We start from the raw sequence: 20,132 nt of genomic DNA, 5'->3' as shown, positions 1-20,132 counted from the left end.
ATTTTTTTATTAGTACTCGGCGATATACTGAATATTTTAGCCAAGTTTAATATTAATCAAACTAATTTTTCCTAATTAAATAGCTATATATAATCCAAAATTAACTTTCCACGCTATCTGATTAACTAAAAATTCATCTAAAATTTGGAATATATCCATTTTTTTAGAAATACTTGAAGAGATAAGTTATAGCTTTTGTATTATAAAAATATATAATTTAAAGGCTATCCAAATTAGCAGGCATTTATACTTTTGTAAGGAATTGTAAGCTAAAAGCATAACTTAGTTATTTTTTATAAAGTTTAACTAGATAAAATTTTTATCGTTTTGTTACATCTATATTCTAAAGTGGAAAAATCGTGGTAGCTATGAGTGGACTTGAACCACCGACCCCAGCATTATGAATGCTGTGCTCTAACCAGCTGAGCTACATAGCCACAAATGATGTAGCATATTATATTTACTTTATAGTAATTGTCAATATTAATTAATCACGATATTAAAAAAAATATTACTAATGTTTTATTACTTGCTAAAAGGGTTGGTTTTGTAGTACGATATAAGCCAAGAGTACAAAGGGATTGATCCCTCTATAAAATGATAAAAGAATAAAATGTCTGAAGGTAGAAATAAATTAAACGATTTTTCGCTATTACAATCTTTACTGGGTGGTTCTTCTAAAATAGAAGAAAAGACTTCTAGGATGAAACAAGCAAGAGATAAAAACATCTCAAAGAACAAGAATACATCCAAGGTGCCTGCTAAAAAAGTAGAAGATAGAGATACATCATTTATTCGAATCCCTCAATACGGCCATAGAATAAATAATAAAATAGTCGATGAGTTACAGAATCCCCAAATAGAAAATTTTGAGGAACTTATAGTAACAGTTGATGTTGAGAAAGAAAGACAAAAAGAAGAAGCTAGGTTATTTAAGTGGCTATGTAAACGTTTTCCAAGATGTTTTGATCCTATGAATAAGAAACCTCTTAAAATAGGTATAAGTCCAGAAATAGAAATAATCTATCAAAATGAGCACTTTGCTCCAGTTGATAATCTAGTGCTTAGAAATGTTTTACGTCGTTATGTTGGAGATACTCGCTATCATAAAGCAGTCTTTGAATTAAAACAAAGATTTAACCTTCAAGGTCAACCGGTTGAAGATTATTCTTCTGAGCATATTGAGTATTCTAAAAAGCGTTTAGATGAGATTGCTGAAAAAGCTGAGTTTAGAGCAAAGGGTCTAAGTATGAAAGACTATTACGAATACAAAAAGCAACAATTAGAAGAGGACGTTGATACAAAAGAATAAGTTTTTCGTCCAGAAAAATTATCTAAAGTTATTGTCTATTTTGATCTTTAAGTTTATTATTTGATTAATACTGTAATCTATGGCTTCTAATATCCATGAGTTTTTTTAAATTTTATAAGCAAAGGAATATATTATTCTATATAAGTATCTTTGTTTTGTTGGCCGTAAGTTTGTTATCAAGCTGTGCAAAAGATAATGGTATAGCTAGAGAGCTTCCCTTGATAAAGCACAACTATTCAAAATCAAAGCATACAGCATATCAGATTTTTGGTTTTGATTATGCAACTACTCCTAAAGATATATATAATGTTGTTAATAAGGTGCCAACCAAATTTACAGTAAATGTGTATATTGCTGATAATGAAAACTGTGAATTTACTTATACTAAAGATGAAAGTGGCGACCACCAAGGTCAGTTTAGAAGCTCACAATCTTTCACGGCATATTTATCTGGTAAAAATGAACTACTGAGACTTGAGTGTGAGGGTAAACAATCAAATATTGATTATAAAATAGTAGCATATGCAAATGGTGTGGAATACGATAATATTGGGAATTTGTCATACTTAGTTGAATCAGGGGTTATCTAAAAGTTGATTATTTTCTCCAGAAATCTGGTATGAAGAGAACTAATAATGTGAATATTTCTAGACGTCCTGCAATCATTGCAAAGTCACATATCCAAAGAGCATCTTTGGGAAGATTCTTAAAATTAGAGCTGATTTCACCTAAGCCAGGTCCTACATTTGATAATGTTGTTGCGATTGTTGAAAATGCAGTAGCAATATCTAGCCCACAACCCAATAAGGCTAACCAGCCAATTGCAAAGACTATAATATAAACAGAGATAAAACCAGATACTCTATTAAGAGCTTGTTCTGAGATGTTTACGTCATCTAGTTTTACGGTAAACATTCCCTGAGGATGGATTACTCTTTTTGCTTCAAGCATAGCTTTCTCTTTAAAAAGAATAGCACGTATCATTTTCAGGCCACCAGCTGTAGATCCACCACAACCTCCGATAATTGCTATAAACATAAGTAAGACTGGCAAAAAACTAGGCCATAGATAGTAATTTGTATCAGATACAAACCCTGCGCTGGAACTAATAGATATCACTTGGAATACGCTATTAAAAATTATATGGAATGTATCATAGAGACTGCTACTAGTGTTAGCTAGTAGTGTGATACTAACTATCAAAGATGTGAAAAAAAGGAAATAAAAATATGCTTTAAATTCAACATTCTTAAAGTAGTGGTTAATCTTAAATTTTGATAGTGCTATATAATGTGCCTTAAAGCTGGTAGCTCCTAAAAAAAGGAAAATAGCACAAACAAGAAGCACACCTGTTGATTTGTTTGTCATGCTAGCATCACTAGGAGTGAATCCACCTGTTGAAACGGTCGAAAACGTATAACATATGGCATCAAATGGTCCCATACCAACAATTAGATATGATATAAAGCATAGAAAAGTAAGTAACAGATATACCATCCATAATGCTTTTGCAGTACTAGAAATCTTTGGAGCAATTTTATCATCTTTCCATTGACCTGTTACTTCAGCTTTATATAGTTGCATACCTCCAACGCCTAGTAAAGGAAGAATCGCAACTGTTAAAACAACAATTCCCATACCACCAAAAAACTCTGTTTGTTGGCGATAAAATAAAATACTATTAGGAAGCTTATCTAACCCTTCAATTACAGTACCTCCTGTGGTGGTAAACCCAGATACAGATTCAAATATAGCATGTGTAAAAGACAAATCTAAGCCTGGAAATGTCATATACGGGATAGCTCCAAATACTGAAACGAATATCCAAACTAGAGCCACGATTAGAAAACCATCTTTATTTGACAGTTTTTTATCTGATTTGCGAGCAATAAACCATAATAAAAAGCCACATAAAAAAGTGACAGTAAAACTTGAAATAAAAGGGTACGAATTATTTTCTTTATAAATATAATCAATGATTATAGGACTAAGCATAGTAAGACTTAGGAACATCAAAAATATACCAATTATTTTAGGTTTTTGGCTTAACTTCATTAATTAACGCTTCAAAAGCTTTATATTTTAGATGTTTAGTTTAGTACAATTATCCTAAAGCTACAAGTTCAACGACTAACATATGAAAGTTGTCAACTAAAAAGAGACTCAGAAACGAAGTTCTATTTTTCTAAAAAATCCTAAAGCTATAGACTATTTTCGCCAAAAATCTGGCATAAAAAGAACTAATACTGTAAATATTTCCAGACGACCCGCAATCATAGCAAAATTACATATCCAAATAGCATGATTAGGTACGGTCTTGAAATTTGAACCAATTTGACCTAATCCAGGACCTACATTTTACAGTGTTGTTGCAATTGCTGAAAATGCTGTATCTGGACTTAGGCTACATGCCAACTAGTAAAAAAGCTATAAAGCAGAGAAATGTTAGTAAGACATACACTAACCACATTGCTTTGGCTGTAGTTGATATCCTTGGAGCTATTTTTTCATCTTTACCTAAACTGTTACCTCAGCTTTATACAGTTGCATGCCATCAACACCTCTAACAGTGGCAAAATAGCAACAGTTAAGACCACAATCCCCATACCTCCAAAGAAATGTGTTTGTTGGCGATAATATAAGATGCTATGAGGTAATTTATCTAAATCTGTTATTACAGTCGCGCCAGTGGTGGTAAATCCTGAGATTGATTCAAATATAGCATGAGTAAAAGATAAATCTAGCCCAGGAAATACCATATAAGGAATACCATATAAGGAATACCATATAAGGAATACCACCAAAGACTGTAACAAAAACCCAAACAAGTGTAACAATAACAAAACCATCTTTATTTGTGATTTTTTTGCTTGCTTTACGTCCAATAAACCATAATAAAAAACCACATAAAAATGTTATCGTAAAGCTTAATAGAAAAGGATATATATTTGACTCGTTGTAGATATAGTCAACAACAATAGGTGTAAGCATTGTAAGGCTTAAAACATTAAGAACATACCTATTATCTTAGGGTTTTGACTTAACCTCATCGACACAATACTTAAAAGCTATATTTTACTGGTGACTTTGATGTTTAGTTTAGTATAATTATGTTTAAGCTACAAGGTAAATTATTAGTATCTAAGAGAGGTTCTTACTATGATGAAACTTATATTAAGGTTAGCTCATCTATTTGATAATAAAAAAGATAGAGCATACGTGAGTGAGGCAGATAAGCTTTTACAAGAGTTTGATAAAACCAATCCTCAAAAATCAGAATCACAAAAAAAGGAAATTTTGAAGCATAGAAATATTTATAAAAGGGAAGAAAAACCAAAAACTAGCTTTTTAGATGGTTAATCTTGATTCATATGCTTTATCTAATATTTTTTTAAAAAGCTAAAATCAAACAGGTCTTCTTCTGACTCCGTTATGTGTCAAGCAAACTTAGCAATTCTAATACAGCTTGAACTCTTAGCCTGCAATACGTTCATCATGTAGAGATGTCTCAAGCTATAATAATGAAACAAGAAGTAGTTCAGAAAATAATACCCTTAATAAGGGTTATGGTTCCAATGTTCTAAATGCTGGAACTAGTGGTGATGCAGTTAATTTAGGTTGGAATGGAAATAGTTAAAGTAACTATGGTGGTGCATTAGGTAGTGATAATCTGGTTATTAAGATAGAAGGAGATTCTTTAGGTGGATTATGAAATCTTATGTTTTAGATCTTGATCTTCATGAGGTAGCTACTAATTTTTCAGATGGTGATCCTTTTCTAGGAGAAGTTTTGAGAATGTAAAGATTATAAATTCAGAAAATGGTGAAGAAGTTTTTTTCAGCAACTAAAAACCTAGATAAAAGTTAGACTAAAGTATACTAAATTTTATACATATATTTTATAATCTGAGTGAAGCTCTTGAGAGAGTAATTATGACTATATGATTTGGTTTTTTGCTGGTATACTGTGTATTATTTTTTTGGAAGGATGTAGATGAAAAAGAAATTTGTATCGTTATTGTTATTGTGTTCGTTAACTTTTTATCTCTAAATAGTTGTTTTTGGTTAGCTATAGCGGGTGTTGGTGTTGCAGGAGCATATATGGTTGATAAGAAGTAGTTTCTTAAAAATTATTAATAATATTCTTCAGTGTTCTTAGGGTTTAAAATTAATTTAGACAAGCTTTTTAATAGAGCCTAAGCCAGTAAATAAATAGGAAAATATAAAGATTTTTGCATAATTAAACTTTTTATTAATCTTAGTAAGTAAGCAAAAAATCATGAACGTTAATATTATCGATTATTGTAGTTATGTGTACTCCATGGATTTAGATATTCTCGAATAGATGTTTTATAATATGTATCATTTATTGCAGATTCTAGATCAGATAGACTTTTTTTAACCTCTTCATCCTTAGATTTATATAATAAAGGATAATTCTCTTCAATATATTCGAGTTTTTGTTTTAGATTTGGAAGTAAATTAACATTTTGTTCATTTTTATAAAACTTTGCATAATAATTTTAAATTAAAGTTTTTATGGTACTATTTTCGGTAACTTATACCTTATATTCACTTAATAAATCCTGTAAACTATCATAATTAACTTGAGCAGCATCTCGCTTCTCATTAATAAGGTTAAAAATTCTTTCTTTATATGAACTATTACTTAAACTGTTTATACCTCTCATATTATAACCATGGTTTACGGCTTTCTTTGGCGCCATGAAAATATCAAGAACTTTTTTGACATCTTTGCCTGTATTCATATAATCTTTCAGTGCTTTAGAGCCATCTACCATGAGATTATAAAAAGCAACTCCTTGGTTTTGTCTCATAGTCGCAAATTGTGCACCATCTAAGCTGAAGGAACTTGTTCCTGAAAAAGGTTTTATTGTTGATCCTAGCGACGATGCAATGTCACTGGGTGAAGAGGTGGATGATACCATAGAGCCAATTTCTTTCACAAAATCTTTAATTTGTATGTCTTTAAGATTAGAAAATTGTTTTTTTAGAGTGCTCTCATATCCTCCGTATAAATTAATAGCCATTCGTGGAACTTGAACTCCTAATATTATCAAATCTATCACTTGATTCCAAAAATCTAGGTTTTCAGGATTTTTATGACTTATATCAACTCGTTGTCCACAACGACTCATGTATAAGTGTGATCTACCCCGTCAATTTGGGACAGTTTACTACTTCATTTTCCATTATATATTCAAATTGATATGGAGTCATATAATTTATTGTAGAATGTCTCCTTTTTGTATTATAGTAGCTTCAATATATTCAAATATTGATAGTTTAGCTTCTTCTCTAGTTTTATAGCTTTCATCATGTACTAACTCTACTTTTAAAGTTCCAAAGAAACTTTCACAAGCAGCATTATCGTAACAGCATCCTTTAGAGCTCATACTTGATAGTAGCCAGTATTCTTTAATAATGTCTTGATATTGTTTGCTACAGTACTGTGACCCTTTATCAGAGTGTATAATCACACCACTAGGAAAATTTCTTCTAAAGAATGCCATATTTAAAGCATTACAAACTAAATCCGCTTTCATCCTAGAATCCATTGCCCAACCAATAACTGATCTTGAGAATAAATCTATAATCACACAAAGATACAGCCACCCCTCTTGTGTAGGTACATAAGTTATATCTGTAACCCACCTATGATTTACAGATAAAGCAGTGAAGTTTTGTTCTAATAAATTATCATAAACATGTTTGTTGTGGTTAGAATCTGTAGTTTTCTTATGCTTACGAGCCGCTTTAGCATGTAAACCAAGTAATTTCATACGTTTAGATACTCTAGGTTGAGTAACTTTCCAACCCATATCTTTAAGCTCTTTGTATATCCTAACACTTCCATATCTAGATTTATGTTCATTAAAATAGCATCATCTAGTTCAGCATCATTATATTGCCTTTTACCTATAGGTTTATGAATCCATCTGTAATATGAAGATGTGCTCACATTCAAAGATTTACATAGTGTTGTTACTGGCATAACTTTATAATGCTCCTTAATAAAGGCGTACCTTACAGATTTTGCTTTGCAAAGTACGCTGCTGACTTTTTTAGTATTTCACGCTCTGTTTCTGCCTGTTTGAGTTTTTTCTTCAAATCAGTATTTTCAAAAGATAGTTGCTGGTACTGCGTTTTATAATCTATCTTTATTTCTTTCTGAGGGTTTGACATGGCTTTGGATATCCAACTGCAAATGGTTTTATATTTAACCCCTAAATTATCTGCTATTTCTCGTCTATTTGCATCTGGTTGTAAACATAATTTAACAGCTTCATCTTTAAACTCTTTTGTATATCTCATCTTGTCTCCTTTTCTTAACACCTAAGTGTCCCAAATAGGAGGGTATGATCAAATGTATTCATAGAGTTTACTCAGAACATAATTAAACTGTCCCTATTATTCAATACCACTTTATAAAATATTTTTATTCCTTGCTTTTATGCAGCATCTAAAATACCAGAATATACTTCATCAGGAGTCATATATCCAATACTAGAATGTAGTCTTTCATTGTTGTAAATATCAATATATTCTTTGATACCTACTTTAGCCTCTTTCATAGTTATATATGATGCCGGATAAACATTTTCATATTTCAGTGTTCTCCAAAATCTCTCAATTGCAATATTATCTATAGATCTTCCTTTAGCATCCATAGATTTATTTATTTTATTATCAGATAATATTTTAATATGCTCTTTTGCTGTATATTGAGTTCCTTGATCAGAGTTAAAGATATCAGGTTTACCATATTTAAATAACGCTTCTTTTAACACACTAGTTGTTAGATGTGTATCCATAGTATTAGAAATCTTCCAAGCTAGTATTTTCTTGCTATGCCAATCTATTATGGCTGCTAAATATGCATACCCACATTCTAGTCTAATATACGTGATATCAGCACTCCATACCTTATTAGCTTTATCTATAACAACCTGATTCGTCTCATTTTTAAATACATTAAGTAAGTATGGATATTTCTTGTGTTGCTTATTAATGACAGTTGTCTTTTTTTTAGGATACAATGCCTTAATACCCATGAATTCCATAGCACTTTTGATTAGCTTCCTTCCAACTAGAAATCCTAATCTATTTAGCAACTTTACTAGACTTCTCGTACCATAATATGGATGTTTAGTATGTATCAAATCTATTGCATTTAATAGTTTAATATCATCATTACTACTAAATTTTGATATTGGTGTATAATAGTACACACTCTTAGATACAGATAATAGTTTAAGCTGATTATTTAAAGATAATTCTAGCTTAGTATCTACAGAGTTTACTCTATCATTTGATGATACCAAGCTTTTTTAGCTTTCCCATTAAAAAATCCCTCTCTACTATTACCTCGACTAGTTTTTTACTTGTTGCATCTTTATCTTTTCTAAGCTCATTTATTTCCTGCTTATACTCCTTAACAACAGAGCTTTTATCAAATGCTAAGCAAGCATTAGATAAAAATTGCTGCTTCCAATTATGCACGTTTTTAGGAAGTAAATCATACTTACTTGCTATCTCATTAACTGTCATATCGCCTTCTAGCAATTCTATAATTACTTTAGCTTTAAAATCAGCTGTATACGTTACTCTTTTTTTACTCATTTATCTATTTCCTAATTTATCTAGTTAAGTTTAACATCTAGGAATAAAAATCTTTCTAAAATCAGTAGCTTTTTCTGAGGACATTATATATAATATGATTTATTAAGTTCTGACTTATATGTTACAAACTATGGTGATGGGAATACCTCAGCTAAAATACCATATAGAGATCCTCTAATTCAAGATAAAGAAAGTATTTTATGGGTAAAAAGTTGGGTAGCGATCTTAGATCAATTAAGCTTGATGGTTTAATATCATTTGTAAAAATAAATAAAATTTTAGATCACTGCTGATTATTTTGAATCAAAAAAATGCTGATCTAATTATATAAAAACATGGTGAATCATATGATTATCTCTTCTCCCTCTGACTACCGCGAAGCAGCAAAAAGAAAACTTCCTCGTTTTCTTTTTGATTATATTGATGGTGGTGCAAATATAGAACAAACATTACAATCTAATGTGTCAGATTTATCTAGAATTAGGCTAAGACAAAGAATCTTAAAAAATATCAAAGATCTAAGCTTAAAAGCATCATTATTTAATCAAGAACTATCAATGCCAATTATCTTAGCCCCTGTAGCACTAAGTGGAATGTATGCGCGTAGAGGTGAGGTTCAACTAGCCAGAGCAGCTAAAAATAGTGGTATTGATTTAATACAATCTACAGTCTCCGTATGTTCAGTTGAAGAAGTATCTTCAGCATTGACCGAACCTCCTTGGTTTCAACTTTATGTACTTAAAGATCGTGCTTTTATGAAAAATATGTTGCAGCGAGCTCAGAGATTGGGTGTTACAAAGTTAGTTTTTACGGTAGATATGCCAACGCCAGGTACACGATATCGTGATGCACACTCTGGTATGTCAGGTAAGTTCTCTGCTCAAAGACGGATATTGCAAGCCTGTATGAAACCAGCATGGGCACTTGATGTTGGATTACTAGGAAGACCTCATGATTTAGGAAATATTTCAAAATATCTAGGTAAAAAAATAAATCTCAAAGATTATATTGGTTGGTTAGCTCAAAATTTTGACCCCTCTATTAGTTGGAATGATTTAGAGTGGATAAGGGAATTCTGGAAAGGGTCTCTTATTATAAAAGGAATTTTAGATTCTGAAGATGCAAAAAGTGCTGTGAAATTGGGAGCTGATGGAATTGTTGTTTCAAATCATGGTGGCCGTCAACTTGATGGTGTGGCTTCATCAGTCAAGGCTTTACCAAAAATAGCAGATACTGTTGGGAATGATTTAACGGTATTAGTGGATTCAGGAGTTCGTTCGGGTTTAGATGTGGTTCGTATGTTAGCATTAGGAGCAAAAGGTGTATTACTTGGGCGATCTGCAACTTATGCTTTAGCTACAAAAGGACAGTGTGGTGTTGAGAATTTATTGAATATATATGCTCAGGAAATGAAAGTTGCAATGACTTTGACAGGAGTAACTAATGTTAATCAGCTAAGCAAAAAAAATTTAGATATATAATATGACTTCTTAAAACATGAACATCTAAAATAGATTTTTAATGAAATGATTATATTTTTAAAATATTATAATGGTTAATTTTTTTATAAAAGAAGCTAAGTAAAATATATGTTATTATTAGAGATGATATTAAAGGTTACTTTGATATAGGTCGTAGTGAGATGGGCTAGTTTTTTTTGCTAGAGACCATAATAAAACTGCAAAAATACCAAGACAAATATATATGGTAATTATTTGGATCATATTTGTAAGTTTAATATGTGAAAATAGTATTAACCCAATACCACTAAAAAACATTTTTATAGAGCTCTGAACAGCACTAGCTATGCCTTTGTCTTTTTTTATACTTTGCATGCACATTGAGATTATCAAGGCTGCTGCAATACCACATAAAAAAGCTGTGCCAATACCAAATATTACTATGGTAAAAGTGTCTGTGTATATTTTGAATATCAATATAAGCACGATAAAATGAATCAAGTATAGCTTGAGTAGTACGCCAAGAATTTTTTCAGATGAATATTTATAAAGAAAGCGTTGTAAACAAAAAGCACCTGCTGCTAAGCTTAATGCATAAAACCATTGGTTATAACGCTTAAATGTAAGTTATGTAATACAAAAGGAAGCATATTATAAAAACTTATAGAATAGACATAGATTAAAGCTGAAAATAAACTCATAATAAAAAATATCTATCCTTGAAAAATTCTAAATATTTATTGACAGTAGTTTTAAAATTTACTCTATATTTTATGATTTTAGAGGTCTCTGGCATTAATTTAAAAATAAGTAAAAAAACTATAATATTTATAGTCACTAATGTAATTAGAGAAAGTCTTCATGAACTAACTGATTGAATAAATGCCCCTAGCACAGGAGCTATAATATCCCCAGAAAAAGCTACTGATTTTAGAAAGATTTTTATTCCTAGATGTTAAACTTAACTAGATAAATTAGGAAATAGATAAATGAGTAAAAAAAGAGTAACGTATACAGCTGATTTTAAAGCTAAAGTAATTATAGAATTGCTAGAAGGCGATATGACAGTTAATGAGATAGCAAGTAAGTATGATTTACTTCCTAAAAACGTGCATAATTGGAAGCAGCAATTTTTATCTAATGCTTGCTTAGCATTTGATAAAAGCTCTGTTGTTAAGGAGTATAAGCAGGAAATAGATGAGCTTAGAAAAGATAAAGATGCAACAAGTAAAGAACTAATCGAGGTAATAGTAGAGAGGGATTTTTTAATGGGAAAGCTAAAAAGCTTGGTATCATCAAATGATAGAGTAAACTCTGTAGATACTAAGCTAGAATTATCTTTAAATAATCAGCTTAAACTATTATCTGTATCTAAGAGTGTGTACTATTATACACCAATATCAAAATTTAGTAGTAATGATGATATTAGACTATTAAATGCAATAGATTTGATACATACTAAACATCCATATTATGGTACGAGAAGGCTAGTAAAGTTGCTAAATAGATTAGGATTTCTAGTTGGAAGGAAGCTAATCAAAAGTGCTATGGAATTCATGGGTATTAAGGCATTGTATCCTAAAAAAAAGACAACTGTCATTAATAAGCAACACAAGAAATATCCATACTTACTTAATGTATTTAAAAATGAGACGAATCAGGTTGTTATAGATAAAGCTAATAAGGTATGGAGTGCTGATATCACGTATATTAGACTAGAATGTGGGTATGCATATTTAGCAGCCATAATAGATTGGCATAGCAAGAAAACACTAGCTTGGAAGATTTCTAATACTATGGATACACATCTAACAACTAGTGTGTTAAAAGAAGCGTTATTTAAATATGGTAAACCTGATATCTTTAACTCTGATCAAGGAACTCAATATACAGCAAAAGAGCATATTAAAATATTATCTGATAATAAAATAAATATATCTATGGATGCTAAAGGAAGATCTATAGATAATATTGCAATTGAGAGATTTTGGAGAACACTGAAATATGAAAATGTTTATCCGGCATCATATATAACTATGAAAGAGGCTAAAGTAGGTATCAAAGAATATATTGATATTTACAACAATATACTACCCCAATAAATTAAACAATATTTTCAATTATTTAGTTCCCATCTAAGCCGCCCGTTTTTCCAATAAGTTATCGTAATAAAATTCCATAGGTTTTTTATAATTGATAGACTCATGAAATCTTCTATTATTATAAAAATCTATATAATCATCCACATCGTTTCTTAGTTCAACAATGCCAGGATATTGATTTAAATAAAATCTCTCACATTTAGCACTTATCCAAAATCTTTCGATGCAAATGTTATCAGTTGCTCTACCTTTACCATCCATAGATATAGTAATTTTTTTATCCAATAATGTTTGGATATGAATGTTAGATGTGTACTGGCTACCTTGATCAGTGTTAAATATTTCTGGTACTCCATATTTATACAGAGCTTCATTTAAAACTTTCATAACTAAACTACTATCCATAGTGTTGGATATCTCCCAACTTAGTACAGCCTTAGAGTACCAATCAATAATAGCTGCCATATAAACTGTGCCAGCATCAGTCTTAATATATGTAATATCTGTAGACCAAACTTGATTAGGTCTCAATATGCTTAAACCTTTTAGTTTGTAACTATAAATAGCATGCTCTTTGTTAGGTTCAGATAAGTTTAAGTTTGGTTTTTTCACCGCCAATATAGCTTTGATGCCTAACTCTTTACGATACTTTTGTACTGTGTTCTCACAGATGCTAAACCCATCTTCTATTAATTGCTTATGAGCTTTTATATAGCCGTAGCAGGGAATCTCCTCATGTATCTGTATAAGCTTTGCTTTTACTTCTTCTTTATGTTCGTTAACCACAGGCTTGTAATATAAACCAGCTCTAGAAACTTCTAATAAGAAACTTTGTTTTACAACAGATAATTTATGCTTAGGATCAATCATCGCTTTTCTATCAGATAATCCCAAGCTTACGAGCTTTCCCTCAAGAAATTCCTTCTCAATTGTTAGTTGTCCAACCTTCTTAGAATACTGATCTATCTTGGTTTGAAGCTTTGCATTGTCTTTTTTATATTGTGATACTGATTTGGATGGATCCATTACCAACTCAGCATTTTCTAAAAAGGCTGTTTTTCAATTATTTATGTTTTTGGGCGTAATATTATATTTTACTGATAACTGTGTGATTGTTTGATCTTTCCCCAATACTTCCAAGACAACTTTAGTCTTAAATTCAACGGTATATATTTTTCTCTTATTACTCATTTACATTTATCCTAAATTGCTCATTTATAGTTTAGCTACTTTAGGAACTAAATTCTCAAAATTGTTGTTAAAATTTCATGGGGTATTATACAATGAAAGACTACATTCTAGTATTGGATATATGACTCCTGATGAAGTATATTCTGGTATTTTAGATGCTGCATAAAAGCAAGGAATAAAAATATTTTATAAAGTGGTATTGAATAACAGGGACAGTTTACTTAATTATATTAGAATTAACTTTCTACGACCAAACCTATCGCTTAGAAAACCATATGGTAATAGAAAAATTCCAAGTATAAGCATATATATTAGAACACTATTTTTTAGTATTGATTGAGATGTGGCAAAATCATTTTTTATATATGGTAAAGAAGGGCTTATGAAGTCTATAGACATCAGGCCAGTTAAGACTAATTAGACAACTAAACGCTAGAGATACACGGTATGCTTTAAGCACAGCTTTACTTACATAAGTTAGGATTCCCATATGATATCATACAACTAAAAATAATCGTCATTTAAATATTATTTAAATCCTGAAACCCTGTTTTGCTATGGAATTTGTATTTATCCATACTGCTCAGATATACTAATTTTAGTTCTAATTTGAGATTTTATATATTAGAGGTAATTTTATGTCTGTTACATTATATGGTAATCGTTTTGTAATTTACACTAAGAAAGTATTAGCTGTTTTAGATTTAAAATCCATTCCATGCACTCTTAATACAGAGACTCCAAAAGAGTATGAAAAAATTCACCCATTAAAGCAAATTTCTGCTATCGTTGATGATGAACCTGTTGCAGATTCATCTGTTATTTGTGCCTTTTTAGATAAAAAGTATCTTGAAGGTATGTAATAGGTATATTTTGTTGAGTAGTAAAAAAATAGTTAATTATGAATTCGTATATGCTTTAAAAAGCTTAGGATTATTTTTTAACCATTGATTGAATTGATTAACTAGCTTTTTACCATTAGCCGTTTTATTGAACATAAAGGCTTTAAAAGAGCTATTGCTATCTATTTGAACTGGTATTTGGCATACTTGTGGGTTAATAGAATGTTGATATGCGATTTCTACGCTATCAGTAATCATTATGTTAGGGTGAATATTACCTAAGCCATTAGTTATCGATTTTACAGCTAGCTTATTATCGTTTATTATTAGAAGATTTGCATTCTTAAGTTTTTGTAATGCAAACTTTTCATTAGTACCACCTCTATTTTCAATGACTAATGTTTTTGAATTATCGATATCTTCAAAATTTCTATATCTATTTAAGTTTTTGCAGTCTGTCATGGCAGCCTTTCTAGAAGTAGCTAAAGGAGTAGAAAATACGAAGTCTTTTTGACGTTGAGCAGTTATAGTCATTCCACCTACAAAAACTTGAAACTTATTTGCTTTAAGGTCTTCTGAAGCAGTTTTCCAAGAAGTTTTAACAAATTTAATATTTTCTTTTTGGGCTTTGGCAAACTCTTTTATAAGTTGTATATCTTTACCATTAAATGTATTAGTTGTTTTGTTATAATTGGAAAAAGGAAGGTAGTCTCCAGTAGTTCCGACTACAATATCACAATATCCAGATGTAAAAAGAAATAAGCTTGCAATAGTTATATAGATAAGTTTTCTCATAATTAATTTATATTTAAAGTTATTGATTATAAGATTCTATACTAATAGACAGATGAAAAAAATATTTGATAGTAAAGTTTGTAAGTATTAGTCTTCTTTTTTATCCATTTTACCTGCAACAAAACAGCCTATGCCAACAGCAGCAAATGCTGAAATTATCCATACTAAATAAAACATAATAAATCTCCTTTTTTAGTACATCTCATGTGAGTTAGCTTTTATTTCTGCAGCAGATGTTCTACGCCCATTTGCCCACATTTTCTTATATACAAAGAATGTATAGCTAAATACTATTGGAAGTATAATAGCAACGGCACATAGAATACCTATTAATGAAGTTTGACTACTACTAGCATTAAATATTGTTAAGCTGTATTTGTAATCACCAACATTAGATACCATAATGAATGGGAATAATGCAAAACCAATTGTTAACACTGAACCAAACAGTGAGGTTAAACTTGCTAAAAATGCTGAACCATCTTTATCTTTATTGTTAAATACAATAACAAGTATTGCAGCAGCAACGGCTAAAACAGGTGCGAACCACATCCAAACATGTGCATGGTTAAAGTTATAGAACCATGAGTAGCCAGTTGTTATTTTACCTGCTGTAAATGCATGATGCAATGCACTAGATGCATGTGCAAAAGCTGGATCTGTAACGTACTGATAGCCTGGGATAAAAGATATCCAAACCGCAGCAACTATAAATAGTACGATATATATAACTGTTGTAATGTTGGAGATCTTTTTGAATCTATCTCTTAGCACACCGTCTGTTCTAAGTTTGCCATAAGTAGAACCATGCATTAATGCCATATTTAGAGCAAATACTCCAAATAGTAATGCAAAAGGAGTTAGTAGATTTAATAATGTAACCCACATAGATTGGTACTGGCCATTTGTCACTGTACCATAAATTAGTCTAGCTGTATCATCATAAGATATTGGGAAACCAAGGTATAGATTGCCAACAGCAACACCCATAACAACTATAGGAATGATACTGCCTAGAACAAGCATCCAGTCCCAGAAGTTTCTCCATTTGTCACTATCTATTTTCTTTCTATACTCAAAAGCAGGCGGTCTTAGGAAAAGTCCCCATAGTACAACTAATATTGCGATGTATAATCCTGAGAAACTTGTAGCATAAACTTGTGGCCAAATGGCAAAAAGTGCACCGCCGGCAGTAATAAACCAAACTTGAGATCCATCCCAAGTAGGTCCTACAGTATTTATGATGGCTCTTTTTTCATAGTTATCTTTACCAACAAACTTAGCAAGAATACCTATCCCAAAGTCAAAACCAACTGTTGCAGCTACTAAGAATATAAGAACTCCAACAACTAGCCAAGAGATAATTTGTAAAACATCTAATAACATTTATCTCTCCTTATTTATCTTTATTGTTTTGTTCAAAATGATACTTACCAGAACCTAGTGAGCTAGGACCTAATTTTGCATATTTGAACATTAAGAATAGCAATACCGCAAATAGAGAAGTATCTATTAGCAAGAATATTAACATAGAAGTACCAATATCAGCAGCTGTTAAGGCTGATGAACTAATACTTGTAGGTAGCTGATGATACACAGTCCAAGGTTGACGACCATGCTCTGTTACAAACCATCCACATACACAAGCAATAAATGGTAGTGGAATTGATAAAGTCATAACTCTTAGGACAAATTTACTAAACTTAGTATTACCAAGAGAGTTTTTCGCTAGAAGTACTAAACCAACAAACATTAATGCAAATAGTAAGAAACCGATTCCTACCATTACTCTAAATGTCCAGAAGATACTAGCTACATCAGGTACCATATTGGTTGCAACTTGTTTTATTGCCTCTGGATTGTTAGCTAGCTTAGCAATTGTTGCTGAGTCAGCTTTACCATATTTTTCTTGGGCAACTTGAACAAGTAATTTACCAAAGCCCATGTATCTTTGATACTGAGGGTTGTTATAATTTGCATAATTACTATTAGGAGTATCGCCTTTGTGACCAGACTCTCTCCATTTTAGAAGATCTGCATAAGCAAGACCACCATCTCTAATCATTACAATAGCAGCTGGAACTTTCTCATATTTTTGGGGATTAGCTGCAGCTACAGTAGGAGAAACATCAGCTGTTTCACCTGTTTTAATATTCCTATAATAAGCTAGATTAGGATCTCTTTTACCATTTTGCATTTCTCCGTATAGTATAGCTTTAACACCAGGAACTTGAGCAGTTGTCGTGTGTGTTGCTATTAGACCAAGCGCCATAGGAAGTTTTATGCTGTAATTATCTTCTTGCTTTTCTTGATCAGGGAATGTTATAGCGTTAAATGATGCTGGAGCTGGTGAAGTATTCCATTCACCTTCAATAGCTGCCATTTTTAATGGTTGTACTTTCCAAGCATCTTGTCCATTAGCATCACCAAAGAAGATAGCCATAGTACAAGCTACGATACCAAACCCTAAACCAACAGCTAGAGACCTCTTAGCAAATGTAGTATCACGACCTTTAAGTAGGTAGTATGCACTGATACCTATAACAAAAGTTGCGCCAGTTGTGTATCCAGCTGTGATTACATGTCCAAAATTTGATTGAGCAGTAGAATTTAAGAATACATCTAGTAAGCTAACAGTTTCCATTCTCATAGTTGAAGCAACAAATTCAGCTCCTACAGGGTGTTGCATATAACCATTTGCAACTAGAATCAGTAAAGCTGAGAAGCTAGAACCTATAGCTAAACAAAATGTAGAAAATAAATGTTGTTTCTTTGAGAGCTGATCCCAACCAAAGAAAAATAAACCAGCGAAAGTCGACTCAAGCATGAATGCAGCCATACCTTCAATAGCTAGAGGGGTACCAAAAACATCTCCTACTGATTGTGAGTAGTATGACCAGTTGGTACCAAATTCAAACTCCATGGTTAGACCAGTGATAATTCCTAGAGCGAAGTTTATTCCAAGTAATTTACCCCAAAACTTCACCATATCTTTATAAACTTCTTTACCTGTCCTTATGTACATTAGTTCCATCGTGAATAAAATCCACGTTAGTCCTAAAGTTAAAGGAACAAATAAGAAGTGAAATGATACTGTTAGACCAAACTGCAATCTTGCTAAGTCAACAGACATGAGCGTTGGTAACATAATGTTGCTTCTCCTTATGATATTCGAGTAACGAAAGGTTGTTTTTTTTCTAAAAATAGAAAGTTGGAAAGAAAAATTGGCCTGTAATTAGAGTAGTCACTTTTTCTAACCTTTAACTGTACACATGGATTCTAACATAAAAATTGCTTAAATCAAAAATTAAATATGTGCCTAAAGCATTGTAAATAAAGAACTTTACTATACCAAAATGGTATAGTTTATGTCTTTTCTTGAGGAATATTTATATCTAATATAGTGGTTATTTTATTAAATTCATTTTTTGAATAAACAAAGCTTCATCAAATTCTTTTTTATCAATCTTTATATATATAGAATTCTCTTCAAAACATATTATTGATTCATATAAGCCCTTTTCTGAAGCAATTATTTTCTTTAATTTTTTTTCTAGTTCTGGGGTTATTTTATCAAGTTTATAAACTTTTGAGTTTAAGTAGGTTGGCTCAGCCATTATTAGTGTAACTAAAAACCATAAAAAAGCTAGAATTGTACAGAAAATTAGAACCCCAGATATATGAAATTTGTGGAATATGATTCCTCCCATTACTCCACCGATAAATATACCAAAGAATTGACAGCTAGAAAAAATACCCATAGCAGTTCCTTTACTACCGGCAGGAGCTATTTTCGAAACCCATGACGGTAGGCATGATTCTAAAAATGTAAATGCAGCAAAGAAAAAAGTCAAAACTATACTTAGAATTATCGTATGGTTGAAGCTTATTACCAAAAGACCTAGACAGGCACTTAAAAGTAAAACTGCGATAATGAAGAATTTTCTCATTTTACGCTGTGTTTCCGCGATCATAACAAATGGAAACATCATACTAAAAGATATAATTAGTACAGGAAGGTATATAAGCCATTGATAGTCAGAAGATATCTGTAAAATATTTGTAATAATTGGAGGAATTACTATAAATAAAGCTGTAAGTGTTGCATGCAGAGTAAAGATACCATAATTAAGCTTTAATAGCTCTTTATGGGTTATGATATCTTTAATGAGTGTTAAAACAGGTTTTGCCTCGTGATGAAAGCTTGGAGTTTTTGGAGTTGGTATTTTTGTTAAAATAAAAATACTAATACCCCCACAAACTGCAGTTAGCCAAAAAATACCAGATAGTCTGATAATACTGTTTAGTATAGAGCTTATCATCATTGCTATTAAAAATGAAAAGCCAATTGACATTCCTATAAGAGACATGGCCTTAAGGCGGTTTTCTTCTTTTGTTGAGTCAGCAACTAAAGCAGTTAGCGTACTTCCTATAGCTCCAGCACCTTGTATAGCACGCCCAATAATTATTCCATATATAGTGGTTGAGCAGGCCGCAACAATACTACCAATGATAAAAAATATTAAACCAATTAGTATAATAGGTTTACGTCCAAACTTATCTGATAAAATACTTAATATGATTTGTAGCATTGCTTGACTTAAGCCATAAACACCCAGAGCTAGCCCTATTAAAAATGGTGTTGCGTATTGTATATGGTTAATATATAAGCTAAATATCGGGAAAATAATAAATAGGCCAATCATTCTAAAGCCATATATTAGAGAGATATTTATGGTAGTTCTTAATTCTTTGTTGTACATTAAAATTTTTATTTGTAATAAAAA

The 20,132-nt window shown here is 31.3% G+C and carries 22 protein-coding genes, 1 tRNA gene and 1 pseudogene; 7 read left to right on the top strand and 17 right to left on the bottom strand.

The features are described from left to right. Nucleotides 1-360: 360 nt before the first annotated feature. Nucleotides 361-437 (bottom strand) — tRNA-Met (locus CDV26_RS10330). A 176-nt stretch (nucleotides 438-613) separates the two neighbouring features. Between CDV26_RS10330 and CDV26_RS10325 the strand changes: the two genes are divergently transcribed. Together CDV26_RS10325 and CDV26_RS10320 are read left to right on the top strand one after the other, a co-directional pair. Beyond that, complete coding sequence (locus CDV26_RS10325; protein WP_088773196.1) at nucleotides 614-1,312, top strand: ProQ/FINO family protein; 699 nt, start codon at nucleotides 614-616, stop codon at nucleotides 1,310-1,312. A gap of 95 nt (nucleotides 1,313-1,407) precedes the next feature. Further along, nucleotides 1,408-1,902, top strand: coding sequence for an FTL_1709 family lipoprotein (locus tag CDV26_RS10320; RefSeq protein ID WP_088773195.1), 495 nt, complete (start codon nucleotides 1,408-1,410; stop codon nucleotides 1,900-1,902). Nucleotides 1,903-1,909: 7 nt separating this feature from the next. On the opposite strand, the gene CDV26_RS10315 is transcribed toward CDV26_RS10320, so the two are convergent. Together CDV26_RS10315 and CDV26_RS10310 are read right to left on the bottom strand one after the other, a co-directional pair. Then, on the bottom strand, nucleotides 1,910-3,367 hold the full coding sequence (locus CDV26_RS10315; protein WP_088773194.1) for a potassium transporter TrkG: 1,458 nt from the start codon (nucleotides 3,365-3,367) through the stop codon (nucleotides 1,910-1,912). Between the two features lie 153 nt (nucleotides 3,368-3,520). Further along, nucleotides 3,521-4,362 (bottom strand): annotated as a pseudogene (locus CDV26_RS10310) (potassium transporter TrkG). 109 nt (nucleotides 4,363-4,471) lie between these two features. Between CDV26_RS10310 and CDV26_RS10305 the strand changes: the two are divergent. Then, nucleotides 4,472-4,672: a CBU_0585 family protein gene (locus tag CDV26_RS10305; RefSeq protein WP_088773193.1), complete on the top strand. Its 201-nt coding sequence runs from the start codon at nucleotides 4,472-4,474 to the stop codon at nucleotides 4,670-4,672. Between the two features lie 1,198 nt (nucleotides 4,673-5,870). Here CDV26_RS10305 and CDV26_RS10300 read toward each other — a convergent pair. The 6 genes from CDV26_RS10300 to CDV26_RS10280 all read right to left on the bottom strand — a co-directional run bounded on the left by CDV26_RS10300 (nucleotide 5,871) and on the right by CDV26_RS10280 (nucleotide 8,955). Then, complete coding sequence (locus tag CDV26_RS10300; protein ID WP_088773192.1) at nucleotides 5,871-6,470, bottom strand: hypothetical protein; 600 nt, start codon at nucleotides 6,468-6,470, stop codon at nucleotides 5,871-5,873. 87 nt (nucleotides 6,471-6,557) lie between these two features. Then, nucleotides 6,558-7,154, bottom strand: coding sequence for an IS3 family transposase (locus CDV26_RS10295; protein ID WP_088773502.1), 597 nt, complete (start codon nucleotides 7,152-7,154; stop codon nucleotides 6,558-6,560). After that, nucleotides 7,112-7,327 carry a hypothetical protein gene (locus tag CDV26_RS12285; RefSeq protein WP_088771820.1) on the bottom strand — a complete coding sequence of 72 codons (216 nt, stop codon included), beginning with the start codon at nucleotides 7,325-7,327 and terminating at the stop codon, nucleotides 7,112-7,114. Before CDV26_RS12285 ends, CDV26_RS10295 begins: the two co-directional genes overlap by 43 nt. Nucleotides 7,328-7,359: 32 nt before the next feature. After that, entirely contained in the window at nucleotides 7,360-7,668 is a 309-nt protein-coding gene (locus tag CDV26_RS10290; RefSeq protein WP_157671249.1) for a transposase, read from the bottom strand. Between the two features lie 116 nt (nucleotides 7,669-7,784). Then, a complete protein-coding gene (locus CDV26_RS10285; RefSeq protein WP_088773191.1) occupies nucleotides 7,785-8,657 on the bottom strand; it encodes an IS3 family transposase in 873 nt (290 codons plus the stop codon). Then, a complete protein-coding gene (locus CDV26_RS10280; protein ID WP_157671605.1) occupies nucleotides 8,641-8,955 on the bottom strand; it encodes a transposase in 315 nt (104 codons plus the stop codon). The genes CDV26_RS10285 and CDV26_RS10280 overlap by 17 nt, the downstream gene beginning before the upstream one ends. 347 nt (nucleotides 8,956-9,302) lie before the next feature. Between CDV26_RS10280 and lldD the strand changes: the two genes are divergently transcribed. After that, nucleotides 9,303-10,436, top strand: coding sequence for an FMN-dependent L-lactate dehydrogenase LldD (lldD, locus tag CDV26_RS10275; RefSeq protein WP_088773190.1), 1,134 nt, complete (start codon nucleotides 9,303-9,305; stop codon nucleotides 10,434-10,436). A gap of 968 nt (nucleotides 10,437-11,404) precedes the next feature. Then, a complete protein-coding gene (locus CDV26_RS10260; RefSeq protein WP_088773189.1) occupies nucleotides 11,405-12,517 on the top strand; it encodes an IS3 family transposase in 1,113 nt (370 codons plus the stop codon). A gap of 33 nt (nucleotides 12,518-12,550) precedes the next feature. On the opposite strand, the gene CDV26_RS10255 is transcribed toward CDV26_RS10260, so the two are convergent. Together CDV26_RS10255 and CDV26_RS13725 are read right to left on the bottom strand one after the other, a co-directional pair. After that, nucleotides 12,551-13,543, bottom strand: coding sequence for an IS3 family transposase (locus tag CDV26_RS10255; RefSeq protein ID WP_088773188.1), 993 nt, complete (start codon nucleotides 13,541-13,543; stop codon nucleotides 12,551-12,553). A gap of 33 nt (nucleotides 13,544-13,576) precedes the next feature. Continuing rightward, nucleotides 13,577-13,708 (bottom strand): transposase, encoded by a 132-nt coding sequence (locus tag CDV26_RS13725; protein WP_169709695.1) that lies wholly within the window; start codon nucleotides 13,706-13,708, stop codon nucleotides 13,577-13,579. Between the two features lie 16 nt (nucleotides 13,709-13,724). Here CDV26_RS13725 and CDV26_RS12580 point away from each other — a divergent pair, with 16 nt between their 5' ends. After that, a complete protein-coding gene (locus CDV26_RS12580; protein WP_169709732.1) occupies nucleotides 13,725-13,874 on the top strand; it encodes a hypothetical protein in 150 nt (49 codons plus the stop codon). Between the two features lie 59 nt (nucleotides 13,875-13,933). Here CDV26_RS12580 and CDV26_RS10250 read toward each other — a convergent pair whose 3' ends face one another. After that, nucleotides 13,934-14,107: an MFS transporter gene (locus CDV26_RS10250; RefSeq protein ID WP_245806442.1), complete on the bottom strand. Its 174-nt coding sequence runs from the start codon at nucleotides 14,105-14,107 to the stop codon at nucleotides 13,934-13,936. Nucleotides 14,108-14,346: 239 nt separating this feature from the next. On the opposite strand from CDV26_RS10250, the gene CDV26_RS10245 reads away from it, so the two are divergent. After that, nucleotides 14,347-14,571: a glutathione S-transferase N-terminal domain-containing protein gene (locus CDV26_RS10245; RefSeq protein WP_088773187.1), complete on the top strand. Its 225-nt coding sequence runs from the start codon at nucleotides 14,347-14,349 to the stop codon at nucleotides 14,569-14,571. Between the two features lie 36 nt (nucleotides 14,572-14,607). On the opposite strand, the gene CDV26_RS10240 is transcribed toward CDV26_RS10245, so the two are convergent. The 5 genes from CDV26_RS10240 to CDV26_RS10220 form a co-directional block, all read right to left on the bottom strand. Then, nucleotides 14,608-15,345: a transporter substrate-binding domain-containing protein gene (locus CDV26_RS10240; RefSeq protein WP_088773186.1), complete on the bottom strand. Its 738-nt coding sequence runs from the start codon at nucleotides 15,343-15,345 to the stop codon at nucleotides 14,608-14,610. A gap of 87 nt (nucleotides 15,346-15,432) precedes the next feature. After that, nucleotides 15,433-15,522: a cytochrome bd oxidase small subunit, CydX/CbdX family gene (locus CDV26_RS10235; RefSeq protein ID WP_088773185.1), complete on the bottom strand. Its 90-nt coding sequence runs from the start codon at nucleotides 15,520-15,522 to the stop codon at nucleotides 15,433-15,435. Nucleotides 15,523-15,537: 15 nt separating this feature from the next. Continuing rightward, nucleotides 15,538-16,731: a cytochrome d ubiquinol oxidase subunit II gene (gene cydB, locus CDV26_RS10230; RefSeq protein WP_088773184.1), complete on the bottom strand. Its 1,194-nt coding sequence runs from the start codon at nucleotides 16,729-16,731 to the stop codon at nucleotides 15,538-15,540. 10 nt (nucleotides 16,732-16,741) lie between these two features. After that, complete coding sequence (locus CDV26_RS10225) at nucleotides 16,742-18,493, bottom strand: cytochrome ubiquinol oxidase subunit I (protein ID WP_088773183.1); 1,752 nt, start codon at nucleotides 18,491-18,493, stop codon at nucleotides 16,742-16,744. A 259-nt stretch (nucleotides 18,494-18,752) separates the two neighbouring features. Continuing rightward, entirely contained in the window at nucleotides 18,753-20,108 is a 1,356-nt protein-coding gene (locus CDV26_RS10220) for an MFS transporter (RefSeq protein WP_088773182.1), read from the bottom strand. Nucleotides 20,109-20,132 lie beyond the last annotated feature (24 nt).

This window comes from Francisella halioticida (genome assembly GCF_002211785.1).
Taxonomy (GTDB): Bacteria; Pseudomonadota; Gammaproteobacteria; order Francisellales; family Francisellaceae; genus Francisella; species Francisella halioticida.
This window is presented reverse-complemented; position numbering and strand designations above follow the sequence as displayed.